We start from the raw sequence: 16,285 nt of genomic DNA, 5'->3' as shown, positions 1-16,285 counted from the left end.
GCCGGCACCACCGCCGCGCTGCGGCGCCTCGGGGCGGCCACGGGGACGCTGCGCCGGGCCGCCGCGCTCCGCGCGGGTGCGCTGCTGGCCCTGTTCGGACCGTTGACCCTGGTCGTGGCCGAGCTGTCGGCGTGGCCGCTGGCCCGCTGAGAGCGGTCCGGAAACCGGTTCGAAAAAAATCTTCGCGGGCCGATGAGTTCCGCACGGACCCCCGGTCTACCCCACGAACACCATGGAACCGAACGGGAAAGGCCCCGCCATGCACCAGCAGATGATCTTCGTGAACCTGGCCGTCAACGACCTCGACGCCTCGAAGAAGTTCTTCACGGAGCTCGGCTACTCGATCAACGAGCACTTCAGTGACGAGACCGCCGCGTCGGTCGTGATCAGCGACACGATCGTCGCGATGCTGCTGACCCGGCAGAAGTACGCGGCGTTCACCAAGAAGGAGATCGTGGACGCCACGAAGAGCAGCGAGGTGCTGCTGGGGCTGAGCGCGGAGAGCCGCGAGAAGGTCGACGAGCTGGTGGAGAAGGCCGTCGCGGCGGGCGGCTCGGTCACCGGCGAGACCCAGGACCACGGCTTCATGTACGGCCGCGCCTTCGACGACCTCGACGGCCACACCTGGGAGGTCATCTGGATGGACCCGGCCGCGGTGCAGGGCTGACGCACCCGCGGGCCCGGGGAGTGCCGTCCGGATCCCGCCGGGGGTCGCGGGCCCCGGCGCGCACTCCCCCGAAGGGCCCCGAGCGGCGTTGCCGTCGGTGGCCGAACCGAGCCGGACGGCACCCCCTAGCATGGGCGGGTGCAGACGAGTCCCGCCCATGCCGTCCATCACGGGGACCGCGAGATAGAGACGCTCGACGAGTTCGACGCGATCGTCTCCTCCCGCGGCACGCTCTCCGGATTCCGTGTCCAGTCCGTCGATCTGACCGACCGGACACGGGAGTTGCTCACCAACGACACCGCCGGGGCCGTCTTCCTCGGCTGCCGGATGCGCCCCGACGCGGCGGAGAAGCTCCGCGCCGACGGCGCCCTGGTGCTCCCGCCCGTCCCGGGCCTGCCCTTCGATCCGTACCGGGGGCATCTCTACACGCCCGGTGACCTGTTCGCCTCGCTCGACAAGGGTTACGAGGCGACCCCGGACGCGCTGGCCTACAGCTGGTTCCAGCAGACCAAGGCGGACGGCGACATCTTCGCCTCCATGCTGCGCGCGGTCCACGACGACTCCATGTCCGACGCCCTGGACGAACTCCTGCGCGGAGCGCGGGTCGTGGGCGTGATGGGCGGTCACGCGATGGCCCGCGGCACCGAGGAGTTCCGGGGTGCCGCCCGGCTCGGACGGGCGCTGACCCACGCCGGGTTCACGGTGGCGACGGGCGGTGGTCCGGGCGCGATGGAGGCGGCGAACCTCGGCGCCTACGCGGCCCCGTACGACGACGCCGTGCTGGACGAGGCCTGCGAACTCCTCGCCTCCGCGCCCTCGTTCACGCCGTCGATCACCGACTGGGCGCGTGCCGCCTTCGAGGTGCGCGCCCGCTGGCCGAAGGGCAACCACTCGATCGGCATCCCCACCTGGTTCTACGGCCACGAGCCGCCGAACGCCTTCGCCTCGCACATCGCGAAGTACTTCGCCAACGCCACCCGCGAGGACGGGCTGCTGGCCCGCTGCGACGCGGGCGTGGTGTTCCTGCCGGGCGCCGCCGGGACCGTGCAGGAGATCTTCGACAACGCGACGCCGAACTACTACGGCTCGCGCGGCGAGCCCACGCCCATGGTGCTGGTGAACCGGGCGCACTGGACGGAGAAGCTGCCGGCCTGGCCGCTGCTGCGGTCGCTCGCCCGGGAGCGCTCGATGGAGGCCCGGATCGCCCTGGTCGACCGGATCGAGGAGGCCCCGGAGGCCTTGAAACGTCTGGGCGGTTAATAAGAAGGCAAAGCCCGGTCCCACTGTAGGCATATGCGTTGACACTACTTATGCGGCGCTTATAGACCTGGGAGCCGCATGGGGGTGCTGATGCTCCATCAACACCCCTTCAACCCCCCGCATTTGCACTCTTCCGTAAAGGACAAACGTGACAGTTCTGTCCGTATCACGCCGTACCGTCGCGCGCTCCGTGCGCGCCCTCGGTGTCGTCTCCGCGTCCGCCGCCCTGGCGATCGGCGCCGCCGGCAGCGCGGCGGCCTGCGACATCACCGAGTTCTCGGCCGAGGCCAAGTGTGTCGGTGACAAGGGCGTCATCACCGTCACCGACAAGGACCCGGCCGGCGTCCCCGCCACCATCACCGTGTTCCTGCAGGACAAGCAGGTCGGCGAGCAGGTGGTCAAGGGCACCGCTGAGGGCACCACCATCACCTTCGAGGAGGACTGGAAGCCGAACGCCGAGTACCGCATCCACGTCGACGCGCAGCCCTACGTCGACGAGGACATCAAGCCGAACCTGGTCACCCCGGCGACGGCCTGCAAGACGGAGGAAGAGCCCCCGGCCGAGGAGGAGCCGAAGCCGACCCCGTCGGAGTCCTCCTCCACCCCGGCCGAGGAAGCGCCGAAGCCGACCCCGTCGGAGTCGGAGAGCGAGAGCACCGCTCCGGCGGACACCTCGAGCAACGCGCCCTCCCCCGCCGGTGAGTCGAACCTCGCCGAGACCGGCGCCAACTCCAACACCGGTCTGATCGCCGGCATCGCGGCCGCCCTGGTCGTGGCCGGCGGTGGCGCGGTCTTCTTCGGCATGCGCCGCCGCGGGGCGAACAGCCAGCGCTGACGCCTCACGCACACAGTGGCGGCCCGTCCCCCCTCCCGGGGGGGCGGGCCGCTTCCGCGGCCGGCCGCTCAGCCGAACGTCGCCCGCTCCAGCCAGGACTCCAGCAGCTTCCGGTCGCCGAGCACGTCGACTCCGGGGGCGTCCAGCGGCAGCCGGCGGTAGAAGGCGAGGAGCACGGAGGTGAGCGGGCCGCGCAGGGCGACGGTGGCCTTCTCGTGGCCGTGGCGCCAGGAGACACCCTCCTCGCCGAGCTCGATCAGCCACTCCGCGCGGTTCCCCGCCCCGGCGTCGGTGGCGTGCAGGTGGATGGTGCGCCGGGGGCCGCGCAGCTCGTGCACCGCGTCGTCCGGCAGCGTCCGCTGTGCCCACTCCACGATCTCCAGCCACTCGTCGACCGCGTCGGCGGCGACCTCGGGCGCGACCTCGTAGGGCAGCCCGGCGGCCAGGGTGGCGTCCGCGCGGTGGACGGTCACCTCGTGCGTCATGCGGCGGGCCCAGAACCCGGCGTTGTCGATCCCGGACCAGCTCCACACCTTCGCGTCCGGGCCGGCCTCGCGCAGCGCGCCGACGACCAGTTCACCGGACTCCGCCAGCCAGGCGTCCAGCGCACCGGGATCACCCCACGCCCCGGGCCCGTCGAACCCCGGCACCCGGTCCTCGGGGACGTCCTCCTCGGCTCCGGTCCGCACCAGGACGCCCGCCCAGCGCAGGGCGCCGCCGGTATGCCGTGCGAGCTGCTCCAGGGACCAGTCGGGTGTGGTGGGCACGGCGGAGGACAGATCGGCGCCGGACGTCACGACCGTCCGCAACTGCCCTACCTGGTGTGCGATCTCCTCGCAGTAACGGTCATGCGTGAGGGGTGGTGTCATGCCGCACACCCTAGGCAGCCGCGTTCATCCCAGCACGGCGATTTCCGCCCCGTCGAACTCCACCCCGACCCCGTCCCCGACCTCCGGCGCGGCCCTGAGCGCGCAGGCCGCCTCCAGGCGGGGCGCGTCCTCGGGCTGGAGGTGGACGGTGACATGGGTGCCGCGGAAGGTGCGCGCGGCCACCGTGCAGCGCAGGCCCTCGCCGGCCGGGACCAGGCGGACACCGGCGGGGCGGACGAGAAGGGTCCGCGTGCCCTGCGGGGCGCCTTCCGGCACGGGGAGCTTGCCCCAGGGGGTCACCGCGACATCGGCGCCCACCGTCGCCTCGACGACGTTCTCGAAGCCGAGGAAGCGGGCCACGAACGCGTCCGCCGGACGCTGCCACACCTCGAGCGGCGTACCCGACTGGGCGATCCGTCCGTCCCGCATCACCACCACCCGGTCGGCCAGCGCGAACGCCTCACCCTGGTCGTGCGTCACGGCGAGCACCGTGGTGCCCAGCCGGCCGAACAGTTCGCGCAGTTCGACGACCAGCCGTTCCCTGAGCGACCGGTCGAGCTGTCCGAGCGGCTCGTCGAGCATCAGCAGCCGGGGGCTGGGCGCGAGGGCACGGGCGAGCGCGACGCGCTGCTGTTCACCGCCGGACAGCGCGGCGACGGCGCGTCCGGCCGCGTCCGGCAGTCCCACGAGGTCCAGCAGCTCCCGTACCCTGTCCGCCTGTTCGCTCCGCGACGCGCCGTGCATGCGCAGGCCGAAGGCGACGTTGCCGCCCACGTCCCGCTGTGGGAAGAGCTGGTGGTCCTGGAACATCAGTCCGACGCCGCGCTTGTGCGCGGGCACGCCCGCCTGGTCGCGTCCGTCGAGCGACACCCGCCCGGAGTCGAGGGGCTGCAGTCCGGCCACCGCCCGCAGCAGCGTGGACTTGCCACTGCCGCTGGGGCCGAGCACGCACACGATCTCGTGCTCCGCGACCCCCAGGTCGACGGCGTCCAGCACCGGCCGCCCCCCGAAGCGGACGGTCGCGGCCTGAAGGCTCAGCAGCATCTAGAACTCCCCGGTCCGGTCGGTCCGCAGCCGCTCCAGCACGAGCAGCGCCACCGCGCACACGATCATCAGAATCGTCGACAGGGCCATCGCCTGGCCGTAGTTGAGGTCCCCGGGCCGCCCCAGCAGCCGCGCCACGGCGACCGGCAGCGTCGGATTCTCCGGCCGCGCGATGAACACCGTCGCCCCGAACTCGCCCAGCGACACCGCGAACGCGAACCCGGCCGCGATCAGCAGCGCCCGCCGCACCAGCGGCAGGTCCACCTCCCGCCACGCCCGCCACGGCGACGCCCCGAGCACCGCCGCCGCCTCCCGCAGCCGTACGTCCACGGCCCGCAGCACCGGCAGCATGGTCCGTACGACGAAGGGGACGCCGACCAGCGCCTGTGCGAGCGGGACCAGGATCCAGGAGGCGCGGAGGTCCAGCGGCGGCTCGTCGAGGGCGATCAGGAAACCGAAGCCGACGGTCACCGCGGACACCCCGAGCGGCAGCATCAGCAGCGCGTCGAAGCCGCGCACCAGCCGTCCCGCGTCCCGCCGGGTCAGCGCCGCGGCGGCGAGAGAGCCGATCACCACGGCGATGGCGGTGGCGGCGACGGCGTACTGGAGCGAGTTGCCGACCGCCTCGATCGGCGCGACCAGGAACACTCCCCCGTCGTCCCGGGTCAGCTCCCGGTAGTAGCCGAGACCGGCGGCACCGAAGGAGCGTTCCACCAGGACGGCGAGCGGCAGCAGGATCAGTACGGCGACGGTGGCGGCGACTCCGCCGAGGAGCGCCCACTGTCCGGCGCCGCGCGGCCGGCGCGCGGTCACCGAGGCGTCCACCAGCCGCAGCGCGGTCTCCCGGCGCCGTACGGTCCAGGCGTGCAGGGCGAGGATCGTGCCCACGGCGACGAACTGGATCACCGTCAGGACGGCGGCCGTGGACAGGTCGAAGATCTCGGAGGTCTGCCGGTAGATCTCCACTTCGAGGGTGGAGAAGGCGGGCCCGCCGAGGATCTGCACCACGCCGAAGGAGGTGAAGGTGAACAGGAAGACCATCAGCGCGGCCGCCGCCACGGCGGGCGCGAGCGCGGGCAGGGTGACGGTCCGCCAGGCCGCGAACCGCGAGGCGCCGAGCATCCGCGCGGCCTCCTCCTGCCGCGGGTCGAGCTGCGACCAGAGCCCGCCCACGGTGCGTACCACGACGGCGTAGTTGAAGAAGACGTGCGCGAGCAGGATCGCCCACACGGTGGTGTCCAGACGTACGCCCCACAACTCGTCGAGGAGTCCGCCGCGGCCGACGAGCGCCATGAACGCCGTACCGACGACGACCGTCGGCAGCACGAACGGCACGGTGACCACGGCCCGCAGCACCTGCTTGCCGGGGAAGTCGAAGCGGGCGAAGACGTACGCGCCGGGCAGGGCGACCAGCAGGGTGAGGGCGGTGGAGACGAGGGCCTGCCAGGTGGTGAACCACAGGACCTGACGGACGTCGGACTGCGCCAGTACGTCCCCGATCCGTTCGAGGTGCCAGGTCCCGTCGGTCTTCAGTCCGCGCGCGACGATCGCGGTGACGGGGTAGGCGAAGAAGACGGCGAAGAACGCGACGGGCACGGCCATCAGGCCGGACCGCGCCGCGTTCCCGCGCCACCGCGCCGCGGTCCGCGTCACTTCAGTACGAGCGAGGTCCACGACTTGACCCACTGGTCACGGTTGTCGGCGATCTTCGCCGGGTCCATGGTCTGCGGGTCCTTCGCCTGCGGCCCGAACTTCACGAAGTCCTCGGGCACCTGGGCGCCCTCCACCACCGGGTACACGAACATGTTGAGCGGCATGTCGTCCTGGAACTTCTTGCTGATCAGGAAGTCGAGCAGGGCCTTGCCGCCCTCGGGGTTCCTCGCGTTGCCCAGCAGTCCGGCGTACTCGACCTGGCGGAAGCAGGTGCCCTCGGCGACGCCGGTGGGCGCGGTCTCCGGCTTCGGGTCGGCGTAGATGACCTCGGCGGGCGGCGAGGAGGCGTAGGACACCACCAGCGGCCGGTCGGCCTTGGCCTTCTTGCCGCCGGCCGAGCCGGAGAACTCCTCGTTGTAGGCCTGCTCCCAGCCGTCGACCACCTTGACGCCGTTGGCCTTGAGCTTCTTCCAGTAGTCCTCCCAGCCGTCGTCGCCGTACTCGGCGGCGGTGCCGAGCAGGAAGCCGAGGCCGGGCGAGGAGGTGGAGGCGTTCTCGACGACGAGGAGGTCCTTGTAGGCGGGCTCGGCCAGGTCGTCGAAGGTCTTCGGCGGGGTCAGCTTCTTCTTCTCGAACCACGCCTTGTCGTAGTTGACGCAGACGTCACCGCTGTCGACCGGGGTGACCCGGTGCTTGTCCCGGTCCACGCGGTACTCGTCGAGGACCAGGTCGGAGCCCTTGGCCTCGTACGGCTGGAACAGTCCGTTGTCGAGGGCGCGGGAGAGCAGGGTGTTGTCGACGCCGAAGAAGACGTCGCCCTGGGGGTTGTCCTTGGTCAGGATCGCCTTGTTCACGGCCTGCCCGGCGTCGCCGTCCTCGAGGACCTTGAGCTTGTAGCCGGACTGCTTCTCGAAGGCGGCGACGACGTCCTTCGAGACGGCCCACGAGTTGTGGCTGACGAGGGTCACGGTCCTGGACCCGCCGCCGCTGCCGCCGCTGCCGTCGTCCCCGTCGGACGACCCGCACGCGGACAGCGTGACCAGCCCCAGCCCGACGGCCAGGACCGTGACCTTCTTGGTGATGCCCACTTGATTCCTCCTGGAGTGACCAGGAAGAGACGCGGCCCTGCCCGGAACCCCTGGGCGGGGTCCCGGGCAGGGCGCAACAGCTCGAGTGATGACCGATCTCCCTACCCAGAATGACCTGGGCGAGGTTCGGAGGGTCTGCGGCCGGTGCCGCACTCTCAGCGCTGTGGCGCTCCCCTGTCGGAATATGCAGATGTGTTTACTCGGGTCACATTACCGTTCGCTCGCGGCGAGCTGACCACACGCCCCGTCGATCTCCTGCCCACGGGTGTCCCGGATCGTCACCGGTACACCGTGCGCGGCGATCGCCTCCACGAACGCCTTCTCGTCCTCGGGACGGGAGGCGGTCCACTTGGAGCCGGGGGTGGGGTTGAGCGGGATGAGGTTGACGTGCACCGGTCGGCCCTTGAGCATCCGTCCGAGCCGGTCACCGCGCCAGGCCTGGTCGTTGATGTCCCGGATGAGGGCGTACTCGATGGACAGCCGCCGGCCCGACCTGGCCGCGTACTCGAACCCGGCGTCGAGCACCTCGCGCACCTTCCACCGCGTGTTCACGGGGACGAGGGTGTCGCGCAGTTCGTCGTCGGGGGCGTGCAGCGAGATGGCGAGCCGGCACTTGAAGCCCTCGTCGGAGAACCGGTGGATGGCCGGGACGAGACCGACGGTGGACACGGTGATCCCGCGCTGCGACAGCCCGAGGCCGTCCGGCTCGGGGTCGGTGAGGCGGCGGATCGCCCCCACGACCCGGTTGTAGTTGGCGAGCGGCTCGCCCATGCCCATGAACACGATGTTGCTCAGCCGCGCCGGGCCGCCGGGGACCTCGCCGTCCCTGAGCGCCCGCATCCCGTCCACGATCTGGTGCACGATCTCGGCGGTGGACAGGTTCCGGTCCAGCCCGGCCTGCCCGGTCGCGCAGAACGGGCAGTTCATGCCGCAGCCCGCCTGGGAGCTGATGCACATGGTCACCCGGTCCGGGTAGCGCATCAGCACGGACTCGACGAGCGTCCCGTCGAACAGCTTCCACAGCGTCTTGCGGGTGGTGCCCGCGTCGGTCGACAGATGCCGCACGACGGTCATCAGCTCGGGAAGCAGCGCCTCCCGCAGCTTCCCGCGCGAACCCGCGGGGATGTCGGTCCACTGCTCCGGCTCGTGCGCGTACCGCGCGAAGTAGTGCTGCGAGAGCTGCTTGGCACGGAACGGCTTCTCACCGACCGCGGCAACCGCTTCCTTGCGCTCGGCAGGCGTGAGATCGGCAAGATGCCGCGGCGGCTTCTTGGCTCCGCGCGGCGCGACGAATGTAAGTTCTCCGGGCTTAGGCATGGCGTTACCAGTGTCGCAGATCCAATCGGGTGACCTGCTGCTGTCGGTCGGGACACCTGTTGTTGGTGGTCGTCTGTTGTTGGTGGTCGTCGTCTGTCGCCGCTGATCGCCCTCGGACGGCCCAGAGACGGCCCGGAGAAGCGGCATCGGGCATCTCATGTCGGTGCCGACGGGTACGGTCCGGCTGCGATCAAGCATTGGGTTCGGGGAGGGGCTTTGAGAGCAAAGACGGGTCTGCTCGTGCACGCCGACAACGACATGCCGAAGCAGTTGCAGCAGGTGAGGCCGGCGCACCCGGCGCGGACGACAGGTCAGAGCAGGGCCCGTCGTCGCTGTGTGGCGGCTGTTTCGGTCCGCGCGCGGCTCGCCGCGGTAGCGGCCACGTCCTTGCTGGCCGCAGGTTGCGGCATGCTGGACGATCCGGTCAAGGACCGCTGGGAGTCCAGAACTGAGTTTTCAAGTTGTGGCGAGGTGAGCTTGGCCCAGGGTGAGGAGATGCAGAAGCAGGCGGTGCGGGAAATCGACTGCCTCCGACGAGCCCTCGAGAGCGGCGAGAGCGCAGAACTGAAGATCACTCATCCCACCGTGGAGGGTGACCCGATTCGCGAGTACTACCGCCTGACGCCGCAGGGCAGGCTTGAGGTGTACACCGACAGCACGGATGACCACTACTCGGACCAGAAGTGGTCGTTTGCCGAGTGCTACACCCCTGAATGGTTGGCTGAGATTTCCTGCGATCAATGAGTTTTCGGCAAGCTCGGCTGAAGCATTCGACTCCGAGGTCGGCGGAGTCTGATTCGAAGATCAACCATCCACGCAGGTCAGACCACTTCCGCTCAGTTGTGACCGATCCACTCGCTGAGTCTGATCCTCACCTGGTAGTTGTGATCGGTGTGCCAGAAGACCTCGCCACTGATCTGGGCTCCCAGCGCTGGAAGGCTCGCGCCGGGCGGCATGGAGCCGATGTCTGCCAGCCCGACCGCATGGGGCACATCGTCGATGCGAAGGAAGACTCCGAAGGGCCGGCGACCGACGACCTGACCAGTGACGCGGGTGCCTACGGGCAGGGCGGACACGGTCGCTGCCCACGCTCGGCGGATCTGCTCAGGGGTCGGATCACTGGGCCAGGCGTTGTCGGTCATGAGCTGATCCTGTCAGGGGAATGACGCGTGATGGGAGAGCCCTGGTTTGGGAGATCGCGTACGCGGGTGGGCGTTGACCTGGAGAGACGGTGGCCTGCGCGTTCCCGGGATGCTCACCGCCGTTCCCCGCCGGTCGCCGCTCGGCCGGGCACGCAAGGGGCACGGTGCCCACCTCCCACGCTTGTGGCGATCCGGAGCCGCCCCTGGGGCCTGAATCCCCTTGAACCGTCCGACGGCTGTGCGGGCCGGCAGAGGCTGTGCGACGTCGGTACAGAAACGCACCCAGCTCCTGCCCCCGCTGATCACGGCATGTCTCCTGTGGCGGTGTAGCTGTCGGTGGGCCGCCCCTTCAGGAAGACGACTGACGAAAGGCGCTCGCCCTGCGCGGCGATGGCACCCTGGGGGTTTCACTGAAGAGCACGCGCCAATACGGTGGCCCGGTGATGTCGATCAAGAAGTTCCAAGTCACCTTCGACTGCGCAGAACCTGAGCGCCTCGCCCGTTTCTGGTGCGAGGTGTTGGGGTACGTCGTACCGCCGCCACCCGAGGGGTTCGCCACGTGGGACGATTTCAAGCGCTTGCAGCCACCTGAGCAGCAGGACGCATGGTTTGCCTGCGTTGACCCCTCAGGCGTGGGTCCGCGACTGTATTTCCAGCGCGTCCCCGAAGGGAAGGCCGCCAAGAACCGGCTGCATCTTGATGTGAGGGTCGGCACCGGGCTCGTGGGTGAAGAGCGCCTCGCCGCACTTGAGGCCGAGTGCGCACGCCTGGTCCCGCTCGGCGCGGTACACGTGAAGACGCTGTATGACGGCACTGATTCGTGCATCCCGATGCTGGACATCGAGGGCAACGAGTTCTGCATCGACTGAGAGGCCGCGAACGTCCCCTCCTTCGGTCATGTCCCGCAGAGTGGTGCAGTGGCGCGGCGGGCCTTGGCCCAAGGCCCGTCGGTACATCGACCCGCGTGCAGCTCGGATCACCTTCAAGAGCTACGCCGAGAAGTGGCTCAAGACGCACGGCATCGGCCCGGCCAGTCAGGTCGTGGTCGAGCAGCGGTTGCGCCTCCATGCGTTCCGGCTGATCGGCTCTCGGCCGCTGGACTCGTTCCGCCCGGAGCACATCCGGGGCCTGGTGAGCGCGCTGGAGAACGACCCGGCCGTGAGTGGCGGCTACGCGCGGAACATCTACGGCGACGTGCGGGCCGTCCTCAGCGCGGCCGTCGAGGACGGTCTGCTGCCCCGGAACCCGTGCTCCGCGAAGTCCGTCCGTCCGCCGGCCGCTGAGCAGCGCCGTGTCGTGGCTGCCCACCCAGGTTCGGGCGGTCCGTGCAGCACTCCCCCAGCGCTACCGGCCCATGGTGGACGTGGGCGCCGGGTGCGGGCTCCGTCAGGGCGAGATCGTGGGACTGGCTGAGGATGCGCTCGACTTCGACGGCGGCGTCATCCGGGCCGTCCGGCAGGTGAAGCTGATCCGGGGCAAGGCCGTGTTCGCCCCTCCGAAGTGCAACAAGGAGCGGGACGTACCTTTGCCGCCGTCGGTGGCTGAGGCCCTGCGGGCCCACCTGGACGCCTTCAAGCCGGTGGAGATCACGTTGCCCCGGCGCAAGCCGGACGGTCCGAAGGTGCCGGCCCGTCTCCTGTTCACGAACACCGCGAGCGGGCTCGTCTGGCGCAGCAACTTCAACATCCGGGAGTGGAAGCCCGCCCTCGCGTCGGCCGGTCTGATCGCGGCGGCCGGTGAGGACGGGCAAGTACGAGTCCGCCCGTGAGCACGGCATGCACGCGCTGAGGCACTTCCACGCCCCGGTCCTGCTGGACGCCGGCGAGAGCATCAAGGCCGTGAGCGAGTACCTGGGGCACTCCGACCCTGGGCTGACACTGCGGGTGTACGCCCGCCTGATGCCGACGAGCCAGGCACGCACGCGGAAGGCTGTCGATCGCGTGTTCCTGCCCATACAGCCGGGCACGCGCAGGGAATGACCTCTTACTACGCCGTGTCAGTTCAACTGGCAGAACGCCCGGACGGCCCCCCGTGGTTCAAGTGGGCCTTCTTAGGTGTGTGGGCGCTCTGCGGAGTGTTCGTCCTCTACAAGCTGCGCCAGAACGGTTGGAAGTTTCCCCGACGGCGCTGAGGCGGCCCGGCTGCGTAGAAGAGGTGCGACTGCGCGAGCCCGACGGCCCAGCGCCACAGAACAGGCCCCCTACCTGCACCAGACATGCAGGTAGGGGGCCTGTCGTCGTCTCTTGCCTGCCAGTTCTCCGGGCTTAGGCATGGCCTTACCGGTGTCGCAGATCGGCACGGGTGGCCCGGCCGGGCTCAGAACAGGCCGGCGATCAGAGCGGTGACATGGGCGACGTAGCTCTTCGTGCGGTGCCAGGGGCCGCAGTAGCAGCGTGGTCTGCGGCGGCCCTTCTGGTCGATGAGCGCCTCGCACCAGCCGCAGGGCAGATCGCCGTGGTATCTGCCGTCGTCCCCGAGTCTCGCCTGCCCCATCGGGTGATTTTATTCGCTGGAACGGAGATCGGGCCCGCGTCCTGGGAGGACGGGGGCCCGATCGGTCGTGGCGGGTGCGGGTCAGCCCGAGCCCACGAAGATCACCAACAGCAGCCACACCACCGGCGCCGTCGGCAGCAGGGAGTCGAGGCGGTCCATGATGCCGCCGTGGCCGGGCAGCAGGGTGCCCATGTCCTTGATGCCGAGGTCACGCTTGATCATGGACTCGCCCAGGTCGCCCAGTGTGGCGCTGACCGCGACCGCGAGGCCCAGGAGCAGGCCCTGCCACCAGCTGCCGTCGTCGATCAGGAACTGCATGCACAGCGCGCCGACGACCATCGTGGAGGCCACCGCGCCCAGCAGGCCCTCGCGGGTCTTGCCGGGGCTGATGCGCGGGGCGAGCTTGGTCCTGCCGAAGCGCCAGCCGACCGCGTACGCGCCGGTGTCGCTGACGACCGTCAGCAGCAGGAAGGTCAGGACGCGCCACGGGCCGTCGTCGGCGGTGAGCAGCATGGCGACGAAGGTCGCCAGGAACGGCACGTAGAAGACCGCGAAGACACCCGCCGTGACGTCCTTGAGGTAGCCCTCGGGCGGCGCCGTCATGCGCCAGACCAGCACCGCCAGCGCGGTGAGCGCCATGGCGACCCACGCGCCCTCGGCCCCCCGGGCGTACCCGGCGACGACCATGGCCGCACCGCCCAGCGCGAGCGGCACCAGAGGCGCCTTGATGCCCTTGCGCTCCCGCAGCCGCGACGTCAGCTCCCACAGGCCCACCACCACGGCGACGGCGACCACGCCGACGAAAACGGCCTTGACGACGAACAGCGACGCGACGATCACCACGCCGAGTCCGACGCCGACGCCTATCGCGGCACCGAGATCGCGCCCCGCGCTCTTCTTCTGCGGTGCGGGTGCCGGCTGCGGGGCGTCGGGCATGGGCTCCGGATTCTGCGGCACCTCCCCCGGAAGGGGGAGGGCCCGCGTCGGTTCGTCTCGGAACAAGGGGCCGCTCAGCCGAGCGGCCCCCCGGTCCACATCCTGGTCTCCGCCGTGTTCGGGTACGTCGGGCACGACGGGCACGACGGGCATGGGGCGAGTGTGCTGCGCGTAGTGCGCATCGTACGCGGGACCCGCCGGGGCAGCTCCCCGGCCGGGCCCGTGGTCGGACGGCCCCCAGTACCCGGTCTGCGGCGTCCCCCAGGAAGAGTCGTTCATCAGACCTCGAGCAGCTCCGCTTCCTTGTGCTTCAGGAGCTCGTCCACCTGGGCGACGTACTTCGCGGTGGTGTCGTCGAGCTCCTTCTCCGCACGGCGGCCCTCGTCCTCGCCGACCTCGCCGTCCTTGATCAGCTTGTCGATGGCGTCCTTGGCCTTGCGGCGGACGGAACGGATGGAGACCTTCGCGTCCTCGCCCTTGGTCTTGGCGACCTTGATGTAGTCACGGCGGCGTTCCTCGGTGAGCTCGGGGAACGTCACCCGGATGATGTTGCCGTCGTTGCTCGGGTTGACGCCCAGGTCGGAGTCGCGGATCGCCTGCTCGATGTTGCGCAGGGCGCTCTTGTCGAACGGGGTCACCACGGCCATGCGCGGCTCGGGCACGGAGAACGAGGCCAGCTGGTTGATCGGCGTCAGCGCGCCGTAGTAGTCGGCCACGATCTTGTTGAACATCGCCGGGTGCGCACGGCCGGTGCGGATCGCGGCGAAGTCCTCCTTGGCGACCACGACGGCCTTCTCCATCTTCTCCTCGGCCTCGAGGAGGGTCTCTTCGATCACCACTTGCTCCTGCGTGTCTTGAGTAGGCCCGGCCGCGGTTCCCCGTCGGGGTCGGCGGCCGGCTGCGTCGCGTCTTCTTCCTGCACGGTTCCCGACCGGCAGGACATTGTCCATCCCCCGGTCAGTTGCGGCCGGCTTGGTCGCCCACCAGCGTGCCGATCTTCTCACCCTTGACGGCGCGGGCGATATTGCCCTCCTTCAGGAGCTCGAAGACGACGATCGGGAGGCTGTTGTCACGGCAGAGCGTGACGGCCGTGGCGTCGGCGACCTTCAGGTCCCGGGTGATGACCTCGCCGTAGCCGAGCGCGTCGAACTTCACGGCGTCCGGGTTGGTCTTCGGGTCGGAGTCGTAGACGCCGTCCACACCGTTCTTGCCCATGAGCAGCGCCTCGGCGTCGATCTCCAGGGCGCGCTGGGCGGCGGTGGTGTCGGTGGAGAAGTACGGCATGCCCATACCGGCGCCGAAGATGACCACGCGGCCCTTCTCCAGGTGCCGTACGGCGCGCAGCGGAATGTAGGGCTCGGCGACCTGCCCCATGGTGATGGCGGTCTGCACGCGGCAGTCGACGCCCTCCTTCTCCAGGAAGTCCTGGAGGGCGAGGCAGTTCATCACGGTGCCGAGCATGCCCATGTAGTCGGAGCGGGCGCGGTCCATGCCGCGCACCTGGAGTTCGGCGCCGCGGAAGAAGTTGCCGCCGCCGATGACGATCGCGATCTGCGCGCCGTCCCGTACGACGGCCGCGATCTCACGCGCGATGGCGTGCACCACGTCGGGGTCGACGCCCAGGCCCCCGCCACCGGAGAAGGCCTCTCCGGACAGCTTCAGCAGAAACCGGCCGCTTACTTTGCCGTCGTCGCTCTTCTCAGCCTTGGTGGTCATCGTCGGATCCCGCCTCTTTCACGTGTTGCACATACGAAGAAGGCCATTGCCGGTGGGGTGTGTTCGCATCCCATGCGGCAATGGCCTCCTCGTCAGATCTGCTGTCGTCCGGCACGCGCGCGTGCGTGGACGCCTGTCCGAACGACTGCTGTCGACCCTATCGGGGTCGCGCGCCCGTCGCGGTACGGACTCAGATGCCGACCTTGATGCGCGTGAAGCGCTTCAGGGTGACACCGGCCTCGTCCAGGACCTTCTGGACGGACTTCTTGTTGTCCAGCGCGTAGGGCTGGCCGAGCAGCGTGGCGTCCTTGAAGAAGCCGTTGAGGCGACCCTCGACGATCTTCGGCAGGGCGGCCTCGGGCTTGCCCTCGGCGCGGGTGGTCTCCTCGGCGACACGGCGCTCGGACTCGACGACCTCGGCCGGCACGTCCTCCTTGGAGAGGTACTTCGGCGCGAAGGCGGCGATGTGCTGGGCGACGCCCTTGGCGACCTCGGCGTTCGGCTTGTCGAACTCGACCAGCACACCGATCTGCGGGGGCAGGTCGGGCATCGTGCGGTGCATGTACGCCGTCACGTAGCCGTCGGCGAACTGGGCGAAGCGGTCCAGGACGATCTTCTCGCCCAGGTTGGCGTTGGCCTCGTCCACGAACGCCTGGACGGTCTTGCCGGCCTCGATCTCGGAGGCGAGCAGGGCCTCCAGGTCGGCCGGGGAGGTCTTGACGACGTGCTCGGCGATGGTGGTGGCCACGGCCTGGAACTTGTCGCCCTTGGCGACGAAGTCCGTCTCGCACTTCAGCTCGACGAGGACGCCGGAGGAGTTGTCGTCGGCGATGATCGAGACCACGGCGCCGTTCTCGGCGGAGCGGCCCTCGCGCTTGGCGACGCCCTTCTGGCCCTTGATGCGGAGCGCCTCGACGGCCTTCTCGACGTTGCCCTCGGCCTCGTCCAGCGCCTTCTTGCAGTCCATCATGCCGGCGCCGGTGAGCTCCCGGAGCTTCTTGACGTCGGCGGCGGTGTAGTTCGCCATGAGTCTGTGAATCTTTCTCGAAGTCTGGAGGTTCGGAGATCCGCGGGTCAGGACCTGCCTGAGGGCAGGTCTCCGACTCGCCGCTGACCTACGGGTGAACGGCGGGAGCGGACGTGATGTCACCGCTCCCGCCGTCATCGGCTCTGACGGGGCGGTCAGGCCTGCTCGGCCTCGGCGGCCGGGGCGGCCTCGGCAGCGGGGGCCTCGGCGGCGGGGGCCTCAGCCGGCTGCTCGGCCT

The 16,285-nt window shown here is 69.8% G+C and carries 16 protein-coding genes, 1 pseudogene and 1 riboswitch; of the genes and pseudogenes, 6 read left to right on the top strand and 11 right to left on the bottom strand.

The genetic code is table 11. The features are described 5' to 3' along the window. Positions 1-259 precede the first annotated feature (259 nt). The 3 genes from B7767_RS10205 (at position 260) to B7767_RS10195 (ending at position 2,762) form a co-directional block, all read left to right on the top strand. Entirely contained in the window at positions 260-667 is a 408-nt protein-coding gene (locus B7767_RS10205) for a VOC family protein (protein ID WP_085571911.1), read from the top strand. A 138-nt stretch (positions 668-805) separates the two neighbouring features. Then, positions 806-1,927 (top strand): LOG family protein, encoded by a 1,122-nt coding sequence (locus B7767_RS10200; protein WP_085571910.1) that lies wholly within the window; start codon positions 806-808, stop codon positions 1,925-1,927. A gap of 148 nt (positions 1,928-2,075) precedes the next feature. Further along, entirely contained in the window at positions 2,076-2,762 is a 687-nt protein-coding gene (locus tag B7767_RS10195; protein ID WP_085571909.1) for an LAETG motif-containing sortase-dependent surface protein, read from the top strand. Between the two features lie 68 nt (positions 2,763-2,830). Here B7767_RS10195 and B7767_RS10190 read toward each other — a convergent pair whose 3' ends face one another. From B7767_RS10190 to rlmN, 5 genes are all read right to left on the bottom strand, one after another. Further along, positions 2,831-3,631, bottom strand: coding sequence for a maleylpyruvate isomerase family mycothiol-dependent enzyme (locus B7767_RS10190; protein ID WP_085571908.1), 801 nt, complete (start codon positions 3,629-3,631; stop codon positions 2,831-2,833). Between the two features lie 24 nt (positions 3,632-3,655). After that, positions 3,656-4,675, bottom strand: coding sequence for an ABC transporter ATP-binding protein (locus B7767_RS10185; RefSeq protein ID WP_085571907.1), 1,020 nt, complete (start codon positions 4,673-4,675; stop codon positions 3,656-3,658). Continuing rightward, a complete protein-coding gene (locus B7767_RS10180; protein ID WP_107485954.1) occupies positions 4,676-6,277 on the bottom strand; it encodes an iron ABC transporter permease in 1,602 nt (533 codons plus the stop codon). Between the two features lie 47 nt (positions 6,278-6,324). Then, positions 6,325-7,416 (bottom strand): thiamine ABC transporter substrate binding subunit, encoded by a 1,092-nt coding sequence (locus B7767_RS10175; RefSeq protein ID WP_085571905.1) that lies wholly within the window; start codon positions 7,414-7,416, stop codon positions 6,325-6,327. 80 nt (positions 7,417-7,496) lie between these two features. After that, a riboswitch (TPP riboswitch) is annotated at positions 7,497-7,602 on the bottom strand. A 24-nt stretch (positions 7,603-7,626) separates the two neighbouring features. Next, complete coding sequence (gene rlmN / locus B7767_RS10170; RefSeq protein ID WP_085571904.1) at positions 7,627-8,733, bottom strand: 23S rRNA (adenine(2503)-C(2))-methyltransferase RlmN; 1,107 nt, start codon at positions 8,731-8,733, stop codon at positions 7,627-7,629. Between the two features lie 216 nt (positions 8,734-8,949). On the opposite strand from rlmN, the gene B7767_RS10165 reads away from it, so the two are divergent. Continuing rightward, positions 8,950-9,477, top strand: coding sequence for a hypothetical protein (locus B7767_RS10165; RefSeq protein ID WP_179167093.1), 528 nt, complete (start codon positions 8,950-8,952; stop codon positions 9,475-9,477). 92 nt (positions 9,478-9,569) lie between these two features. On the opposite strand, the gene B7767_RS46285 is transcribed toward B7767_RS10165, so the two are convergent. After that, positions 9,570-9,875, bottom strand: coding sequence for a hypothetical protein (locus B7767_RS46285; RefSeq protein ID WP_085571902.1), 306 nt, complete (start codon positions 9,873-9,875; stop codon positions 9,570-9,572). 440 nt (positions 9,876-10,315) lie between these two features. On the opposite strand from B7767_RS46285, the gene B7767_RS10155 reads away from it, so the two are divergent. Together B7767_RS10155 and B7767_RS47885 are read left to right on the top strand one after the other, a co-directional pair. Beyond that, entirely contained in the window at positions 10,316-10,744 is a 429-nt protein-coding gene (locus B7767_RS10155) for a VOC family protein (protein WP_085571901.1), read from the top strand. Continuing rightward, positions 10,680-11,854: pseudogene (locus tag B7767_RS47885) on the top strand (tyrosine-type recombinase/integrase). The gene B7767_RS10155 and the pseudogene B7767_RS47885 overlap by 65 nt, the downstream one beginning before the upstream one ends. A gap of 337 nt (positions 11,855-12,191) precedes the next feature. On the opposite strand, the gene B7767_RS46270 reads toward B7767_RS47885, so the two are convergent. From B7767_RS46270 to tsf, 5 genes are all read right to left on the bottom strand, one after another. After that, positions 12,192-12,368: a hypothetical protein gene (locus tag B7767_RS46270; protein WP_179167091.1), complete on the bottom strand. Its 177-nt coding sequence runs from the start codon at positions 12,366-12,368 to the stop codon at positions 12,192-12,194. 81 nt (positions 12,369-12,449) lie between these two features. After that, a complete protein-coding gene (locus tag B7767_RS10145) occupies positions 12,450-13,583 on the bottom strand; it encodes a phosphatidate cytidylyltransferase (protein WP_085571900.1) in 1,134 nt (377 codons plus the stop codon). Then, positions 13,583-14,140 carry a ribosome recycling factor gene (gene frr / locus B7767_RS10140; protein WP_073937044.1) on the bottom strand — a complete coding sequence of 186 codons (558 nt, stop codon included), beginning with the start codon at positions 14,138-14,140 and terminating at the stop codon, positions 13,583-13,585. The genes B7767_RS10145 and frr overlap by 1 nt, the downstream gene beginning before the upstream one ends. A gap of 121 nt (positions 14,141-14,261) precedes the next feature. Beyond that, entirely contained in the window at positions 14,262-15,020 is a 759-nt protein-coding gene (gene pyrH / locus B7767_RS10135) for a UMP kinase (protein WP_030866081.1), read from the bottom strand. A gap of 190 nt (positions 15,021-15,210) precedes the next feature. Then, positions 15,211-16,047 carry a translation elongation factor Ts gene (gene tsf, locus B7767_RS10130; protein WP_073937017.1) on the bottom strand — a complete coding sequence of 279 codons (837 nt, stop codon included), beginning with the start codon at positions 16,045-16,047 and terminating at the stop codon, positions 15,211-15,213. Between the last annotated feature and the right edge of the window lie 238 nt (positions 16,048-16,285).

Origin of the sequence: Streptomyces sp. 13-12-16 (assembly GCF_002114215.1) — a bacterium.
In the GTDB taxonomy this organism is placed as follows: Bacteria; Actinomycetota; Actinomycetes; order Streptomycetales; family Streptomycetaceae; genus Streptomyces.
This window is presented reverse-complemented; position numbering and strand designations above follow the sequence as displayed.